17 protein-coding genes and 1 riboswitch are annotated in these 14,349 nt (G+C 70.5%); of the genes, 6 read left to right on the top strand and 11 right to left on the bottom strand.

Features of this window, described 5'->3' with window-relative positions:
* Positions 1 to 9: 9 nt before the first annotated feature.
* From panC to ACWENQ_RS09185, 3 genes are all read right to left on the bottom strand, one after another.
* A complete protein-coding gene (gene panC, locus ACWENQ_RS09195; RefSeq protein WP_449921986.1) occupies positions 10 to 831 on the bottom strand; it encodes a pantoate--beta-alanine ligase in 822 nt (273 codons plus the stop codon).
* 47 nt (positions 832 to 878) lie between these two features.
* Positions 879 to 1,769, bottom strand: coding sequence for a Rossmann-like and DUF2520 domain-containing protein (locus ACWENQ_RS09190; protein WP_449922150.1), 891 nt, complete (start codon positions 1,767 to 1,769; stop codon positions 879 to 881).
* Positions 1,770 to 2,031: 262 nt separating this feature from the next.
* The gene (locus ACWENQ_RS09185) at positions 2,032 to 2,262 is read right to left on the bottom strand and encodes a chaplin (RefSeq protein WP_354909378.1); all 231 of its coding nucleotides are present in this window, start codon (positions 2,260 to 2,262) and stop codon (positions 2,032 to 2,034) included.
* A 191-nt stretch (positions 2,263 to 2,453) separates the two neighbouring features.
* On the opposite strand from ACWENQ_RS09185, the gene ACWENQ_RS09180 reads away from it, so the two are divergent.
* From ACWENQ_RS09180 to ACWENQ_RS09170, 3 genes are read left to right on the top strand one after another with little or no spacing between them, the layout of a single operon-like run.
* Entirely contained in the window at positions 2,454 to 3,416 is a 963-nt protein-coding gene (locus tag ACWENQ_RS09180) for an SAM-dependent methyltransferase (protein WP_449921988.1), read from the top strand.
* Between the two features lie 4 nt (positions 3,417 to 3,420).
* Positions 3,421 to 3,903: a cation:proton antiporter regulatory subunit gene (locus tag ACWENQ_RS09175; RefSeq protein WP_354909374.1), complete on the top strand. Its 483-nt coding sequence runs from the start codon at positions 3,421 to 3,423 to the stop codon at positions 3,901 to 3,903.
* A 37-nt stretch (positions 3,904 to 3,940) separates the two neighbouring features.
* Complete coding sequence (locus ACWENQ_RS09170; RefSeq protein ID WP_452413502.1) at positions 3,941 to 5,125, top strand: cation:proton antiporter; 1,185 nt, start codon at positions 3,941 to 3,943, stop codon at positions 5,123 to 5,125.
* Positions 5,126 to 5,204: 79 nt separating this feature from the next.
* On the opposite strand, the gene ACWENQ_RS09165 is transcribed toward ACWENQ_RS09170, so the two are convergent.
* A complete protein-coding gene (locus tag ACWENQ_RS09165) occupies positions 5,205 to 6,395 on the bottom strand; it encodes a cytochrome P450 (RefSeq protein ID WP_452413501.1) in 1,191 nt (396 codons plus the stop codon).
* Positions 6,395 to 7,114, bottom strand: a complete 720-nt coding sequence (locus tag ACWENQ_RS09160) for a TerC family protein (protein ID WP_452413500.1) — start codon at positions 7,112 to 7,114, stop codon at positions 6,395 to 6,397. The genes ACWENQ_RS09165 and ACWENQ_RS09160 overlap by 1 nt, the downstream gene beginning before the upstream one ends.
* A gap of 115 nt (positions 7,115 to 7,229) precedes the next feature.
* Positions 7,230 to 7,345, top strand: a riboswitch (SAM riboswitch).
* Positions 7,346 to 7,392: 47 nt separating this feature from the next.
* On the opposite strand from ACWENQ_RS09160, the gene ACWENQ_RS09155 reads away from it, so the two are divergent.
* Positions 7,393 to 8,649 carry an aminotransferase class V-fold PLP-dependent enzyme gene (locus ACWENQ_RS09155; protein ID WP_452413498.1) on the top strand — a complete coding sequence of 419 codons (1,257 nt, stop codon included), beginning with the start codon at positions 7,393 to 7,395 and terminating at the stop codon, positions 8,647 to 8,649.
* A 46-nt stretch (positions 8,650 to 8,695) separates the two neighbouring features.
* On the opposite strand, the gene ACWENQ_RS09150 is transcribed toward ACWENQ_RS09155, so the two are convergent.
* Positions 8,696 to 9,208, bottom strand: coding sequence for a DoxX family protein (locus ACWENQ_RS09150; protein WP_452413497.1), 513 nt, complete (start codon positions 9,206 to 9,208; stop codon positions 8,696 to 8,698).
* Between the two features lie 91 nt (positions 9,209 to 9,299).
* On the opposite strand from ACWENQ_RS09150, the gene ACWENQ_RS09145 reads away from it, so the two are divergent.
* Both ACWENQ_RS09145 and ACWENQ_RS09140 read left to right on the top strand, forming a co-directional pair.
* Positions 9,300 to 10,445, top strand: a complete 1,146-nt coding sequence (locus ACWENQ_RS09145) for an NADH-quinone oxidoreductase subunit D (protein WP_449921997.1) — start codon at positions 9,300 to 9,302, stop codon at positions 10,443 to 10,445.
* Entirely contained in the window at positions 10,442 to 11,524 is a 1,083-nt protein-coding gene (locus ACWENQ_RS09140; RefSeq protein ID WP_452413495.1) for an acyltransferase family protein, read from the top strand. Before ACWENQ_RS09145 ends, ACWENQ_RS09140 begins: the two co-directional genes overlap by 4 nt.
* Before the next feature lie 151 nt (positions 11,525 to 11,675).
* Here ACWENQ_RS09140 and ACWENQ_RS09135 read toward each other — a convergent pair whose 3' ends face one another.
* Genes ACWENQ_RS09135 through folP form a run of 5 tightly spaced genes read right to left on the bottom strand, consistent with a single transcriptional unit; the run spans position 11,676 to position 14,277 of the window.
* Positions 11,676 to 12,137 carry a DUF3180 domain-containing protein gene (locus ACWENQ_RS09135; protein ID WP_452413493.1) on the bottom strand — a complete coding sequence of 154 codons (462 nt, stop codon included), beginning with the start codon at positions 12,135 to 12,137 and terminating at the stop codon, positions 11,676 to 11,678.
* A complete protein-coding gene (gene folK / locus ACWENQ_RS09130) occupies positions 12,134 to 12,637 on the bottom strand; it encodes a 2-amino-4-hydroxy-6-hydroxymethyldihydropteridine diphosphokinase (protein ID WP_354909355.1) in 504 nt (167 codons plus the stop codon). Before folK ends, ACWENQ_RS09135 begins: the two co-directional genes overlap by 4 nt.
* Positions 12,634 to 12,999, bottom strand: coding sequence for a dihydroneopterin aldolase (folB, locus tag ACWENQ_RS09125; RefSeq protein WP_354909352.1), 366 nt, complete (start codon positions 12,997 to 12,999; stop codon positions 12,634 to 12,636). Before folB ends, folK begins: the two co-directional genes overlap by 4 nt.
* Entirely contained in the window at positions 12,989 to 13,438 is a 450-nt protein-coding gene (locus tag ACWENQ_RS09120) for a nuclear transport factor 2 family protein (RefSeq protein ID WP_452413491.1), read from the bottom strand. Before ACWENQ_RS09120 ends, folB begins: the two co-directional genes overlap by 11 nt.
* The gene (gene folP / locus ACWENQ_RS09115; RefSeq protein ID WP_449922003.1) at positions 13,435 to 14,277 is read right to left on the bottom strand and encodes a dihydropteroate synthase; all 843 of its coding nucleotides are present in this window, start codon (positions 14,275 to 14,277) and stop codon (positions 13,435 to 13,437) included. Before folP ends, ACWENQ_RS09120 begins: the two co-directional genes overlap by 4 nt.
* Between the last annotated feature and the right edge of the window lie 72 nt (positions 14,278 to 14,349).

Raw genomic sequence — 14,349 nt, 5'->3', positions numbered from 1 at the left:
GACGCTCCTTCAGAAAGCGATAAGGACGTTGTCGATCAGGCGGGTGGTGCCGACCTTGGCCGCGACAGCCAACACCGCCTCGCCCCGGAAGTCGTCGGGAATCTCGGCGAACGTCGCGGGGTCGACGAGGACAACGTAGTCGGCCACGAGTCCGGACGCGGCCAGCTCCCCCTCGGCGGCGGCGCGGACGGCGGCGGGCGAGAGCCGCGCGGCCCCCGCGTGCAGGGCGCGCGAGAGCGCCAGCGCGCGCTGCCGGTCGTCGGGCGTGAGGTACCGGTTACGGCTGGAGAGGGCCAGCCCGTCGGGCTCGCGCACGGTCGGCGCGCCCACGACCTCCACGGGCAGGTCGAGGTCGGCGACCATGCGCCTGATGAGCGCGAGCTGCTGGGCGTCCTTCTGGCCGAAGACCGCGACCTGGGGCCCGACCAGGTTGAACAGCTTCAGCACCACGGTGAGCACGCCGTCGAAGTGCCCGGGGCGCACCGCGCCCTCGACGATCGCGCCCATCCGGCCCGCGGAGAGGCTCACCTGACGGTCGGGGCGGTACATGTCGTCGGCCGAGGGGGCGAAGACCACGTCCACCCCCTCGGCCGCGCAGATGTCGAGGTCGGAGTCGAAGGTGCGGGGGTAACGGGAGAAGTCCTCGGCGGGGCCGAACTGGAGCGGGTTGACGAAGATGCTGACCACGACCTGGTCGGCCAGCGTACGGGCCACGCGCATCAGCGAGCGGTGACCCTCGTGCAGGGCGCCCATGGTCGGGACGAGCGCCACGCGGCCCGAGGAGCGGGCTTTCTCGAGGCCGGCGCGGTCGTGCGCGACGATCAGTTCCATCGTGTCCTCCTAGACTGATCAGGTCCAGGCGGAACGTCCCGGCCCGATCAGGTCCACATGTTTCCCCCGAGCGCGTCGAGCAGCCGCTCGGCCGCCTCGGGCTTCAGCAACCCGGCGGCGAGCGCCCGGTCCGCCGTGAGCCTAGCGAGTGCCACGTATGCGTCGGCCGCTTCGGGCGCCGCCAGTATCAGCGCGTCGACGTGCTTGCGCACGGTGCCGGCGTCGCCGCGCACCACCGGCCCCGTCAGCCCCGTGATGCCCAGCCTGAGCACGTTGTCGAGCGCGGCCCCGAGCAGCGGGCCGAGCATCCTGCCCGGGTGCTCGACCCCGATCTTCGCCAGCAGCTCCTGCGACTCGGCGATCAGTGTGACCATGTGGTTGGCCGCTCCCGCGAGCGCCGCGTGGTAGAGGGCGCGGTCGCTGTCGGCGATCCAGACCGGCTCGCCGCCCATCTCGATGACCAGCGCCTCGGCGATCGGGCGCAGCGGCTCGGGTGAGGTGACGCCGAAGGAGATGCCGGTGATCCTGTTGAGGTCGTCGTCCCTGCCGGTGAAGGTCATCACGGGATGCAGGGCCAGCGGCAGCGCGCCCGCCTGGCGGGCGGGGTCGAGGACGGCCAGGCCGTAGGCGCCGCTGGTGTGGACGAGCAGCTTGCCGCGAACGTCGGCCCCGGTGGCCGCGAGTCCGGCGACCAGGCCGGGCAGCGCGTCGTCGGGGACGGTGAGCAGGATCAGTTCGGCCTTGCTGACGACCTCTTCGGGGTTGACCGTGCGCACGCCGAGCCGTTCGCCCGCCCAGCGCTGCGAGGCGTCGGAGACGCCGCTCGCCGCCACGACCCTGTGACCGGCCTGGGCCAGCGCCGCGCCGAGCACCGAGCCCACCTTGCCCGCGCCCAGCACGCCGACGGCCAACCGCCCCGGGCGATCCCCTGCGTCCATGACGTCGCGCTCCCTGTCATCCGACACTGCTGACCAGGGTAACCGCCGGTCGTCACCGGCCACGGTCATGGCTCTTTTGCCGCATGTTGGGAGGGGACAAAACCCAGCAAGGGCATACATAGTGGACACCCCTGCCGGAGTGGACGCCGGGCACGGTGACCGGCGCCCGCTCCCCACAAGGAGGGCCGACCCACCGCCGACGGGCCGGCCCCTGGTGTGAGACGCGCCCGCCGTGCTCCATCGCACGGCGGGCGCGCGCCTATCAGTGCTGGTGGACGTCGACCGAGGCGCCACCCTTGCACCCGGCCACGGCCCAGCCGAAGATGCCCACGGCGTTGCCGCACACGTTCACCGGAATGGAGATCGGCGCGAAGATCTGGTTGCCGGACAGCACGCCGTTGTTGCCGCTGGTGATGTTGTCGGCGTGGGCGGCGGGCGCGCCGAGCGCCATCATGGCCAGCACACCCGCGACGACGGCAGACTTCTTGAACATGGGGGATGTCCTCTCATTGCGCGGCACGGGGCCGCGGTCGGTCTCCGCATCGGCGATCGAACCGGGGTCACCGGGGGGAGCGCCCGGGTGATCGCTCGATGACACCGGGTTACCGTAGCGCAAAGCGGCGACAAGGAGTAGTCATCACATCACCAGGCGTGTCGGTCGAAGGTCATGAGATAGTCCGTGGCATGTGGCTCACCTGGCGAGCGGCGATGGAGCGGGCACTGTACGGGGAGAGCGGCTTCTACCTGCGCGAACGCCCGTCCGGGCACTTCCGCACCTCGGTCGGCGCCTCACCGGTCTTCGCCGGGGCCGTGCTGACGATGCTGCTGCGCCTCGACGGCGCGCTGGGCCGTCCCGACCCGCTCGATCTCGTCGACATCGGCGCCGGCGACGGCGCGCTGTCGGCGCACGTGCTCGCGGCGGCCCCGCCGGAGCTGCGGGCCAGGCTGAGGGTCACGGCCGTCGACCTGTCCTCCCGGCCCGCCGGGCTGCCCGAGGCGATCAGGTGGAGCCACACGATCCCGCAGGGCATCACCGGCATGGCGATCGCCAACGAGTGGCTGGACAACGTCCCCTTCGACGTCGTGGAGCAGACCGCCGCCGGCCCGCGCCTGGTGCTGGTCCACACCGGGACGGGCGAGGAACGGCTCGGCGACCCGCCCGGCGAGGACGATCTGGCCTGGCTCGAGCAGTGGTGGCCGCTGCGGCGGGTGGGCCAGCGGGCCGAGGTCGGCAGGTCGCGGTGCGCGGCGTGGGCGGCCGTGATCGCCCGGCTGGCGGGCGGCCAGGCGATCGCCGTCGATTATGCACACCCTGTGGATAACCGGCCGCCCCGCGGCACGCTCACCGGATACAGGGACGGTTCGGTCGTGGCGCCCATACCCGACGGGACCTGCGACATCACCGCACATGTCGCACTCGACGCGTGCGCGGAGGCGGGCCGGCAAGCCGGCGCGATATCCACAACCTTGTCCACACAGCGCGACATTCTGCGCACTCTGGGAGTCACCGGCACCCGTCCCGCACTCGACCTCGCGCGGACCGACCCGTCGGGCTACCTGAGGGCGCTGGCCCGCGCCTCCCAGGAGGCCGAGCTGATCGACCCAGCAGGCTTGGGCGGTTTCGGCTGGCTGAGCCAGATACGTTAGCTATGTGGAGATCGAACAGACCGCGCTTCCAGGCATCGGGCTCAAACACGAGTTCGGCACCCATTCGGGCCGCCGCGTCGCCGTCGTCTCACACCGGACGGGGCGGCGCGACCTGATCATCTACGACCGGTCGGACCCCGACCGGGCGTGCGAGGCCATCCAGCTCAACGACGAGGAGGCCGACGCGCTCGCCGAGCTGCTCGGCGCGCCGCGCATCGTCCAGCGACTCAACGCCCTCCATCGCGAGATCGAGGGCCTGATGAGCCTCCAGGTGCCGGTCGTGGCCGGCTCGCCGTACGACGGCAGGACACTGGGCGACGCTCGCATCCGCACCCGCACCGGCGCCTCCGTCGTGGCCGTGGTGCGCGGGGCGCAGGTCTTCGCGAGCCCCACCCCCGACTTCAGGTTCACCGCCGGAGACGTGGTGGTCATCGTCGGCGACGCCGAGACGACCGCCACCGCCGCCGACATCCTCACGGACGGCTGATGCGCCTGCCCCTCACCCCCGCGGCGGTAACGCCCTGATGCAGGTACTCGCCGTCGACGTGCACGACACCGGCATAGTCTTCCTCGAACTCGGTGGGATCATCCTGGCCCTCGGCGTCCTCGGCGCCCTGGCGCTGCGGGCCGGCATCTCCGCCATTCCCCTTTACCTCCTCGCCGGACTCGCCTTCGGGCAGGGCGGCATCCTGCCGCTGGCCACCAGCGAGGAGTTCATCGCCATCGGCGCCGAGATCGGCGTCGTGCTTCTGCTGCTCACGCTCGGACTGGAGTACAACGCGAGCGAGCTGGTCTCCAGCCTGCGCGGCAACGCCAGAGCGGGCCTGGTCGACATGGTCCTCAACGCCGCCCCCGGCGCGATAGCCGCGCTGCTGCTGGGGTGGGGGCCCGTGGCCGCGGTCGCCATGGCGGGCGTCACCTACGCCACCTCCTCGGGCATCACCGCGAAGGTGCTGTCCGATCTGGGGTGGATCGGTAACCGCGAGACGCCCGTCGTGCTGTCGCTGCTGGTCTTCGAGGACCTGGCGATGGCCGTCTACCTGCCGCTGCTCACCGCGATGCTGGCAGGCGTCTCGCTGCTGACGGGGACGATCTCCCTGGGCATCGCGCTGACCACGGTCTCCGTCGTCCTGTTGATCGCGCTGCGCTACGGCAGGTTCATCGAGGCGTTCGTCTCCAGCCCCAACAACGAGGTGCTGCTGCTGAAGGTGCTCGGCCTGGCCCTGCTGGTGGCCGGCGTCGCCCAGCAGCTGCAGGTGTCGGCGGCCGTCGGCGCCTTCCTCGTCGGCATCGCCCTGTCGGGCGAGCTGGCGCACGAGGCCAGAGCGCTGCTGATGCCGCTGCGCGACCTGTTCGCCGCCGTGTTCTTCGTCTTCTTCGGCCTGCAGACCGACCCCACCAAGATTCCGCCGGTGGCGCTGCTGGCCCTGCTGCTCGCCGCGGTCAGCATCGTCACCAAACTGCTGACCGGCGCCTACGCCGCGCGCCGGGCGGGCATCGCCAGGGCGGGCCGGATGCGCGCGGGCATCGCGCTGGTGCCGCACGGCGAGTTCAACATCGTCATCGCGGGCCTGGCGGTGGCGGCGGGGGTCCATCCCGATCTCGGCCCTCTCGCCGCCACCTACGTGCTGATCCTCGCGGCCTTCGGCCCGCTGGCCGCCAGGCTGGCCGAGCCGCTTCTCACCCGGCCGCCCTCATCGGGGCCATGATTCGCCGGAGCCACGATTCGTGGGGCCAGGATTCGTCGCGGCCACGATTCGTCAGGGGCCATGAGAGGTCCCGCCTCGCTCACCCGCAGGAAACGTCCACGGAGCGGAGCCCTCGGATGATGTAGCCGGGGTTCCAGACGGGCTCGCTCGTCAGCTCCATCTTCGGCGCCCTCTTCAGGAGGGCGCCGAAGGACTCCACCAGCTCGATCCTGGCCAGCGGCGCGCCCAGGCAGAAGTGGATGCCGGCGCCGAAGGAGATGTGCGGGTTGTCCACCCTGCCGACGTCGAGCCGGTCGGGGTCGGCGAAGACCTCCGGGTCGCGGTTGGCCGAGCCGAACAGCAGGGCCACCTCGACGCCCTTCGGGATGGCCACGCCGCCGACCTCGATGTCCTCCAGCACCCAGCGCTCGAACATCTGCAGCGGGGTGTCGTAGCGCATCAACTCCTCGATCGCCGTGGGCACCAGCGAGAGGTCGTCGCGCAGCCGGGCCAGCTCGGCCGGGTTGCGGAACAGCGACCACCAGCCGTTGCCCGTGACGTTCACGGTCGCCTCGTGGCCCGCGTTGAGCAGCAGCACGCAGGTGCCGACCAGCTCGTCCTCGGTCAGCTCCTCGATCTGGGCGAGCGCGCTGACCAGGTCATCGCCCGGGTCGGCCGTGCGGACGCGGGCCAGGTCCTTGAGGTAGTCGGAGAACTCCGCCGCCGCCCTGACCGCCGTGTGCTGGGCCTCCGCCGACGGGTTCAGCTCGTACATGCCGCAGATGTCGGCCGACCAGGGACGCAGCAGGTGCCGGTCGCCCTCGGGGACGCCGAGCATCTCGGCGATGACGGTGACCGGCAGCGGCTCGGCCACCTCGGCGATCAGGTCGCCGCCGCCCTTCTCGACGAAGTCGTCGACCAGACCGTCGACGATCGCACGGACCCTGGGCCGCATCGACTCCACCATGCGAGGGGTGAACGCCTTGGAGACCAGGCGGCGCAGGCGGGTGTGGACGGGCGGCTCGACGTCGAGCATGCCCGCCCTGACCACCCGCCAGAACGGTTCCTGGAACTCCGGTTCGGGCTCGCGGCCGAACTCCTCGTGGGTGGCCAGGTGCAGGTAGGACCGGCCGAGGCGGCGATCCCTGAGCAGCGCGTTGACGTCCGCGTGCCTGGCGATCAGCCACTGTCCCGTGGGCTCGAAGAAGCTGACCGGCGCGTCCCGCCGCAGCTCCTCGTAGGCCGCGTACGGCGAAGCTACAAAATCCGGATTCCAAGGATCAAATCGCACTATTGCATATTAGATTCGGCTTTCGCGTGCCTGCTCCGCATCCTGATGTTGAGCATCTCGACGATCACCGAGAAGGCCATCGCGAAGTAGATGTAACCCTTCGGGATGTGCTGGTCGAAGCCCTCGGCGAGAAGCACGACGCCGATCAGCACCAGGAACGCCAGCGCCAGCATCTTGATGCTCGGGTGCTTGTCCACGAACCTGCTGATGGGCCCGGAGGCGAACAGCATCACCAGCACCGAGACGATCACCGCAGCGACCATGACGGCCAGCTCGTCCACCATGCCGACCGCGGTGATGACCGAGTCCAGCGAGAACACGATGTCGAGCACCATGATCTGCAGGATGACCGAGGTGAAGGAGGTGACCTTCCGCTCCTTGCCGCCCTGCTCCTGCGGCTCCATGCTGTGGCCGATCTCCAGCGCGCTCTTGGCCAGCAGGAACAGACCGCCGAGGATGAGGATCAGATCCCTTCCCGAGATCTCCTGCCCCAGCACGCTGAAGAGCGGCTCGGTCAGTCGCACCACCCAGGACAGACCGAGCAGCAGCAGCAGACGCGAGACGAGCGCGGCGGCCAGGCCGAGGACCCTGGCCCTGTCGCGCTGCTCGGGCGGCAGCTTCCCGGCCAGGATCGAGATGAAGATGATGTTGTCGATGCCCAGGACTATCTCCAGGGCGACCAGGGTGAAGAACCCGATCCAGATCTGTGGGTCTGCCACCCAGTCCAACATCTCATACCTCCTTGGTTCGCTGTTCTCATCCCCAACGAGCCGGTCGCCCCAATAGTTCGCGGCTTGCGAAATGCGGGTCCGTGTCGGTTATAGTTCCGGCGTAGGTCATGAGTGCCAGCGCCAAGCCCCGGCTCGCTGGCCGGCAACCCTCGCGTCCGCGGCGGGGTGCCCCGGGTGAAGACCTGGTCCGTCACGAGGTGTGGCGGGCAAGCGCGGGCTCCGACACGCCACGGCCAGGGGTCCGATGACCCCAGGAGGGCTGTGCCGTGTCCGTCGCGACGATCGTCGACCCCGTTCAGGTGAAGGTGCTGGGCGAGGACCTCCAGGTGCCCGTCAAGGGTGGCCGCCTGGTCTCCTACGCCAACCTGGACTACGCCGCCAGCGCGCCGTGTCTGGAGCCGGTCAGCGCGGCGGTGACCGCCGCGCTCCCGGCCTACTCCAGCGTCCACCGCGGCGCGGGCTACGCCTCCCAGCTCACCACCGCCCGCTACGAGCAGGCGCGCCACACCGTGCGCGCCTTCGTCGGCGCCCGCACCGACGACGCCGTGGTCTTCACCCGCAACACCACCGACGCCACCAACCTGCTGGCCAGGTGCCTGCCCGAGGGCACCACCGTCGTGGTCTTCGACACCGAGCACCACGCCTCCCTCCTGCCGTGGCAGCGGGTCGTCCGCCTCGCGCCGCCCGCCTTCCCCGGCGAGGCCGTACGGCAGGCCGACGACGCGCTCGCCGCGATCGACGGCCCCAAGCTGCTGGTGGTGACCGCCGCCTCCAACGTGACGGGCGAGCTGTGGCCGATCGCCGCCCTCGCGCACGTCGCCCACCGGCACGGCGCCCGCGTCCTGGTCGACGCCGCCCAGCTCGTCCCCCACCGCAAGCTCAACCTGACCGCGCTCGACCTCGACTACGTCGCCTTCTCCGGGCACAAGCTCTACGCGCCGTTCGGGGCGGGCGTGCTGGTCGGGCGGCGCGACTGGCTGTCGGACGCCGAGCCGTACCTCAAGGGGGGCGGCGCGGTGAAGTCCGTGAGCGCCCTCGACGAGGGGAGCGCCGAGTGGCACGAGGACGCCGAGCCGAGGCACGAGGCGGGCACGCCGAACGTGCTGGGCGCGATCGCGCTGGCCGCGGCGTGCGACGCCCTCACCGCGACGGGCTGGACGCCGCTGGTGCGCGAGGAGGAGCGGCTGATCGCCCGGCTGCGTGCGGGCCTGGCCGCGGTCGAGGGTGTGCGCGAGCTGTCGCTGTGGGGGCCGGACCACCCGCGGGTCGGCATCGTGTCGTTCGTCGTCGACGGCTACACGGCCAGGGAGGTCGCCGAGGCGCTGTCCACCGAGTACGGCATCGGCGTGCGTGACGGGAAGTTCTGCGCCCACCCGTTCGTGCGGCACCTGCTGGATGCGACCGACGGGGGTTGCGAGGACGACACCGCCTCGGCCGTACGGGCCTCGATCGGCATCGGCACGACCGAGGAACACGTCGACCGCCTGGTCGCCGCCCTGCACGACCTGGTGTCCCGCCGCTAGAACCGGTTGGGCGTGCCGGGTGGCACGTCGCCGCTCTCCGGCTCGCCTAGGAGCGGTTGGGCGCGTCGGGTGGCACGTCGTCGCTCTCCGGCTCGTCGAAGATGTCCATGGGGCGCTCGACCTCGCGCTCGGCGGCGCGACCCGCGGCTCTGCGCCGAGCGCCGCGGGCGAACAGGGCGTCGATCCCGACGCGCCCCCCGCCGAGCGCCACCAGCAGGAGGCAGACCGAGCTGAGGGCGGCGACCAGCTCCCATCCGCCCGCCGACACGAAGACGCCCCCGCCGGCGTGCACGAACACCAGGGCGCCTGCCATGTCGGCGACCAGGGCGAGCGCCGCCACGCGCACCATCAGGCCGAGGACGAGGCAGGCGCCGCCGACCAGTTCGGCGACGGTGGCGAAGGTGGCGGCGGCCGTCGGCAGCGGGACGCCCTGCTGGGCGAACATCCGCGTGACGGCGTCGAGCCCGCCCTGCCACTTCTGCCATCCGTGGGCGATGAAGATCACGCCGATCGCCACGCGGGCGACCAGCGCGGCCAGGTCGAAACCCACTCCTTTCATGGGCCCTTTTGTCCCCATATCACCTGGCAAAATGCGCGAACAGACCATACCTTGACTGGATCACCACCACCGCCAGTGGCAGCATGACTGTATGGAAGAACGCGTGGTCGGGATCGGAGCGGGCGCCAAGGAGCTGGCCACGGAGGACATGATCCTCAACATCGGCCCCCAGCACCCCTCGACGCACGGTGTTCTCCGGCTCCGCCTCACCCTCGACGGCGAGCGCATCGCCACGGCCGAACCCATCATCGGCTACATGCACAGAGGCGCGGAGAAGCTGTTCGAGGTCCGCGACTACCGGCAGATCATCATGCTGGCCAACCGGCACGACTGGCTGTCGGGCTTCGCCAACGAGCTCGGCGTGGTGATCGCCGCCGAACGCATGCTCGGCATGGAGGTCCCGGTCCGCGCCGTGTGGGCGCGCACGCTGCTGGCCGAGCTGAACAGGGTCCTGTCGCACCTGATGTTCCTCGGCTCCTATCCGCTCGAACTCGGCGCGATCACCCCGATCTTCTACGCCTTCACCGAGCGTGAGCGCATCCAGGGCGTCATGGAGGAGATCTCCGGCGGCCGGATGCACTACATGTTCAACCGCGTCGGCGGCCTCAAGGAGGAACTGCCCGCGGGCTGGCTCGACCGCGTCACCTCGGTCGTCGCCGCCACCCGCGCCAAGGTGCCCGACATCGAGAACCTCATCCTCGGCAACGAGATCTTCCTGGCCCGCACCAAGGGCGTCGGCGTCCTCGACCGCGACACGATCATGCAGTACGGCGTGACCGGCCCCATCGCCAGGGCCTCCGGGGTCGACGTCGACCTGCGGCGCGACCAGCCGTACCTCGCCTACGACGAACTGCCCGTCAAGGTCGTCACCCGTACGGCCGGCGACTGCCACGCCCGCTTCGAGGTCCTCATCGACCAGCTCAAGGTCTCGCTCGACCTGGCCGACGCCTGCGTCGAGCGGCTGCGCTCGCTGCCGCCCGGACCGATCAACCAGCGCCTGCCCAAGGTGCTGAAGGTGCCGGAGGGCCACACCTACGCCTGGACGGAGAACCCGCTCGGCGTCAACGGCTACTACCTGGTCTCCAAGGGAGACAAGACGCCGTGGCGGATGAAGCTGCGCTCGGCCTCCTTCAACAACATCCAGGTGCTGCGCGAGATGCTGCCGGGCCACCTGGTCGCCGACATGGTCGCGATCCTCGGCTCGATGTTCTTCGTGGTGGGTGACATCGACAAGTGAGGGACAGATACGTCGACTGGCTCCGCGCGGTCAGTCTGATCACCGTTGTCGTCTGGCACTGGGCCTTCACCATCCTCGTCTGGACACCCGAGGGGCCGTCACCCACCAGCCCGCTCGGCTTCACCTCGGGGCTGTGGATCCTGACCTGGCTGTTCCAGGTGCTGCCGCTGTTCTTCTACGTCGGCGGCCACGTCCACCTGCTGTCGTGGCGCCGGGCCTGCGAGCACGGAACGGGCATCGGCGCCTTCGTCTGGCGGCGCATCAAGGCCCTGGCCATCCCCGCGCTGACCCTGTCCGGCGTCTGGATCGCCGTCGGCGCGGTCGTGACGGCGCTGTTCGACGTGCCGTGGATGTGGCGGGTGGTGCTGCTGGTGCTCAGCCCGCTGTGGTTCCTCATCGTCTACCTGATGCTGATCGCGCTGCTGCCCGTCGCGCTGTGGCTGCACCGCCGCTACGACGTGCTCACCCTCATCTGGCTGGGCGGCGCCGCCCTGGTCGTCGACGTCGTACGGCTGCGCTACCAGGTCGAGTGGGTCGGCTGGCTCAACATGATCCTGGTGTGGGGCCTGGCCCACCAGGCGGGCTTCTTCTACGACAGGATCGTCGCCCTGCCCCGCCGCTACGACGTCGCCGTCCTGTGGACCGGCCTGTTCGGCCTGTTCGGCCTGGTCTACTCGGGCCTGTACCCCGGCAGCATGGTCGGCGTGCCGGGCGACAAGCTGTCGAACATGGCCCCGCCGACCTTCGTCATCGTGGCGCTGCTCATCTTCCAGATCGGTCTGGTCGAGGTGCTGCGGCCGACGATGGAGCGGGTGCTGGAGCGGCCCGCCTGGAAGCGGGTCAACGACACCATCAACAGGTTCGCGCTGCCGCTGTTCCTGTTCCACACCACGGGGATGGCCATCGCGCTGGGGGCGTGGTGGGCGCTGTTCGGCTTCCCGTCGGCCGATCCGCGGCCCAACCTCATGTGGTGGCTGGAGCGGCCGTTCGCCATCATCGGCCCGCTGCTGTGCACGCTCCCGGTCATCTACCTCTTCTCCCGCCGCGGCCGAGCGGACCGCACCCCGGCCCCCTCGTGAGCGCGCAACGTCCGCGGATCGAGCTCTGCGGCACGATGACCTGCCTCCTCGTCGACCGGATCCGGAGCGTGGACATCACCTTCATCCCCGGTGCACCCGTCCATTACTTCGGCCGCGACGAGATGGCCGAGGTCGAGGACGCCGTCGCGCGCTATCTCGGCCTTTGAAGCTCGTCCTGCGGATCCTTCGGGACGCGGCAGGAGTTCTCCAGGTAGAGGCCCGCGACGATGAGCACCACGAACGCCAGGAACGACCCCGTGGCGACGAAGAACTCCACCCGCGGGGTCTCCCTGGTCAGCAGCTGGACCGTCGTCAGCGAGAACCCGGCGAAGACGCCCGCGAAGACCGCGCCCGCGTACGCCGAGGCCTTCCCCAGCGCCGCCAGCCGGGCCACCGCCAGCGGCTCGACCGGTTTGGTGTCGGGCTTGCGGGCGATGCGCGCACGCGTCATCCAGCCGCTGTAGAACTCGCCGACAGCCAGCAGCAGGACGGTCGGGATCGCCGTCCACGGCACCAGCGGCAGATCGGCGTAGAACTGCCTGACGAACAGCCACGACAGCAGGGTGACGACGACCAGCACGCCTACCAGGACGGCGGGGCGAGTGGGCTTCAATCCGGCCCCTGCAGCTTGAGGTCCTGGCGCAGCCGCACGCCTGACTGGTCGAGCCCCTTCAGCAGGTCGGCGACCGGGCCGCGGCCCGGCATCACCGCCGAGGGGTCGGCCTCCACCCACGGCACCAGGACGAAGGCCCGCTCGTGGGCGCGCGGGTGCGGCAGCGTCAGCTCGGGGTCGTCGGAGACCACGTCGCCCGCGGCGATGATGTCGACGTCGAGCGTGCGCGGGCCCCAGCGTTCGGCCCTGACCCTGCCGAAGGCGTTCTCGATGCTCTGCGCCCGGTCCAGCAGCGTCTCGGGGGTGAGCTTGGATTCGGCGATGACGACGGCGTTGAGGTAGGGCTTCTGGTCGTCGGGGCCGCCGACGGGATCGGTCTCGTAGACCGGTGAGACCGCGACGAAGCGCAGCCCCGGCGCGTCGAACAGCGAGTCGATCGCGCCCTGAAGCGTCTGGAACCGGCTCCCCAGGTTGCTTCCCAGGGCGAGGACCACTTTCATGCACGGCTCCGCAGGATCGTGACGGCCACGTCGTCGAAGGGCAGCGGGATCGGGGCCGCAGGCTTGTGCACGGTGATCTCGGCCGCCTGCACGGTGTCGTCGGCCAGGCAGTGCTCGGCCAGCCGGGCGGCGAGCGTCTCGATCAGGTTGACCGGCTCCCCCTCGACGATCTTCGTCAGCGCCTGGGCCAGCTCGCCGTAGTGGACGGTGCGCGTGACGTCGTCGGTGTCGGCGGCGGGCCCGGTGTCGAGGAACAGCGTGGCGTCGATCACGAACTCCTGCCCGAGCTCGCGTTCGGCGGGCAACACCCCGTGGCGGCCCCGCGCGCGCAGCCCTCTGAGGGTGATCCGGTCAGCGGTCACGTTCGGCTTCCTCCTCCTCGTCCTCCTCGTCGCTCTGCAGCACCGGCGAGCCGTGGTGCATCCACAGCCGCCAGCCCCTGCCCGACCTGACGTAGACGTTGCTGGCCACCACCTTGCCGGCGGCGAAGCTGGCCTCGCCCTCCTCGCCCGCCGTCAGGATGTTCTCCACGCAGGTCAGGATCGCCACGTCGCCGAGCACGGTCGTCTGCACGTCGGTGAGCACGAACTGGATGTAGGTCGTGTTGGCCATGATGAGCGCCCACGACCGCAGCACCTCGGGCCGGCCCGACAGCATCGACCAGCCTGGATGCACGCACGACACCTGGCCGTCGGCGGTGTCCTCGGCCCAGATCTCGGTCATCTTGTCGAGGTCGGCGTCCTCGATGGCGGTGTAGAAGGCCTGGTTGACCGTCTCGATCGCGGCGATGTCGACGCTCATCGGCCGCTCCCTCGGGTCCAGGCGGCCGCCACGCGGACGGCGTCGGCGTTCGGTGCCACGTCGTGCACCCGTACGCACCAGGCGCCCGCCTGCGCGGCCAGCGCCGTGACCGCGGTCGTGGCGGCGTCGGAGCGCTCGAACGGGCGGGGAGTGCCGTCGGGATCGGCCAGCAGCCTGCCGAGGAACCTCTTGCGCGACGCCCCGATCAGCAGCGGGAAACCCAGCTCGGCCAGCTCGCCGATGCCGGCCAGCAGCGCCCAGTTGTGCTCGGCGGTCTTCGCGAACCCCAGCCCGGGATCCAGCACGATCTGACTCTCGGAGACACCCTCCGCCAGCACCAGCGCGACCCGCTTTTCCAGTTCCTCGCGCACCTCGGCGACCACGTCGGAGTAGACCGCCCTGCTGTCCATGTCGTGGCTGTGGCCCCGCCAGTGCATCACCACGTACGGCACGCCCGTCGCGGCCACCACCCGCGGCATGTCGGGGTCGGCCAGACCGCCGCTGACGTCGTTGACGAGCGCGGCACCGGCCTCGACCGCCGCCCTCGCCACCTCGGCCCGCATCGTGTCGACACTCACCGTGACGCCCTCGGCCGTCAGAGCGCGGATCACGGGGACGACCCTGGCCAGCTCCTCCTCCTGCGACACCCGCGCCGCACCGGGCCGGGTGGACTCGCCACCGACGTCGACCAGGTCGGCGCCCTCCTCGACCAGCTCGAGGCCGTGGCGGACGGCGGCGTGCTCGTCGAACCACTGGCCGCCGTCGGAGAAGGAGTCGGGCGTCACGTTGACCACACCCATGACGAGGCAGCGCTCCTCGACTGGCAGCCCCATCTTCATGTCACCAAGCCTAGGTGCATCACTCGTGTCGTCTCCCCGCCGGGTCTCCCCTTTGTGGATAACGATCTGTCT

It is taken from the genome of Nonomuraea sp. NPDC004354, from assembly GCF_053602555.1.
Note: the sequence above shows the minus strand (reverse complement) of the source record. Positions and strands in the feature narration are given on the sequence as shown.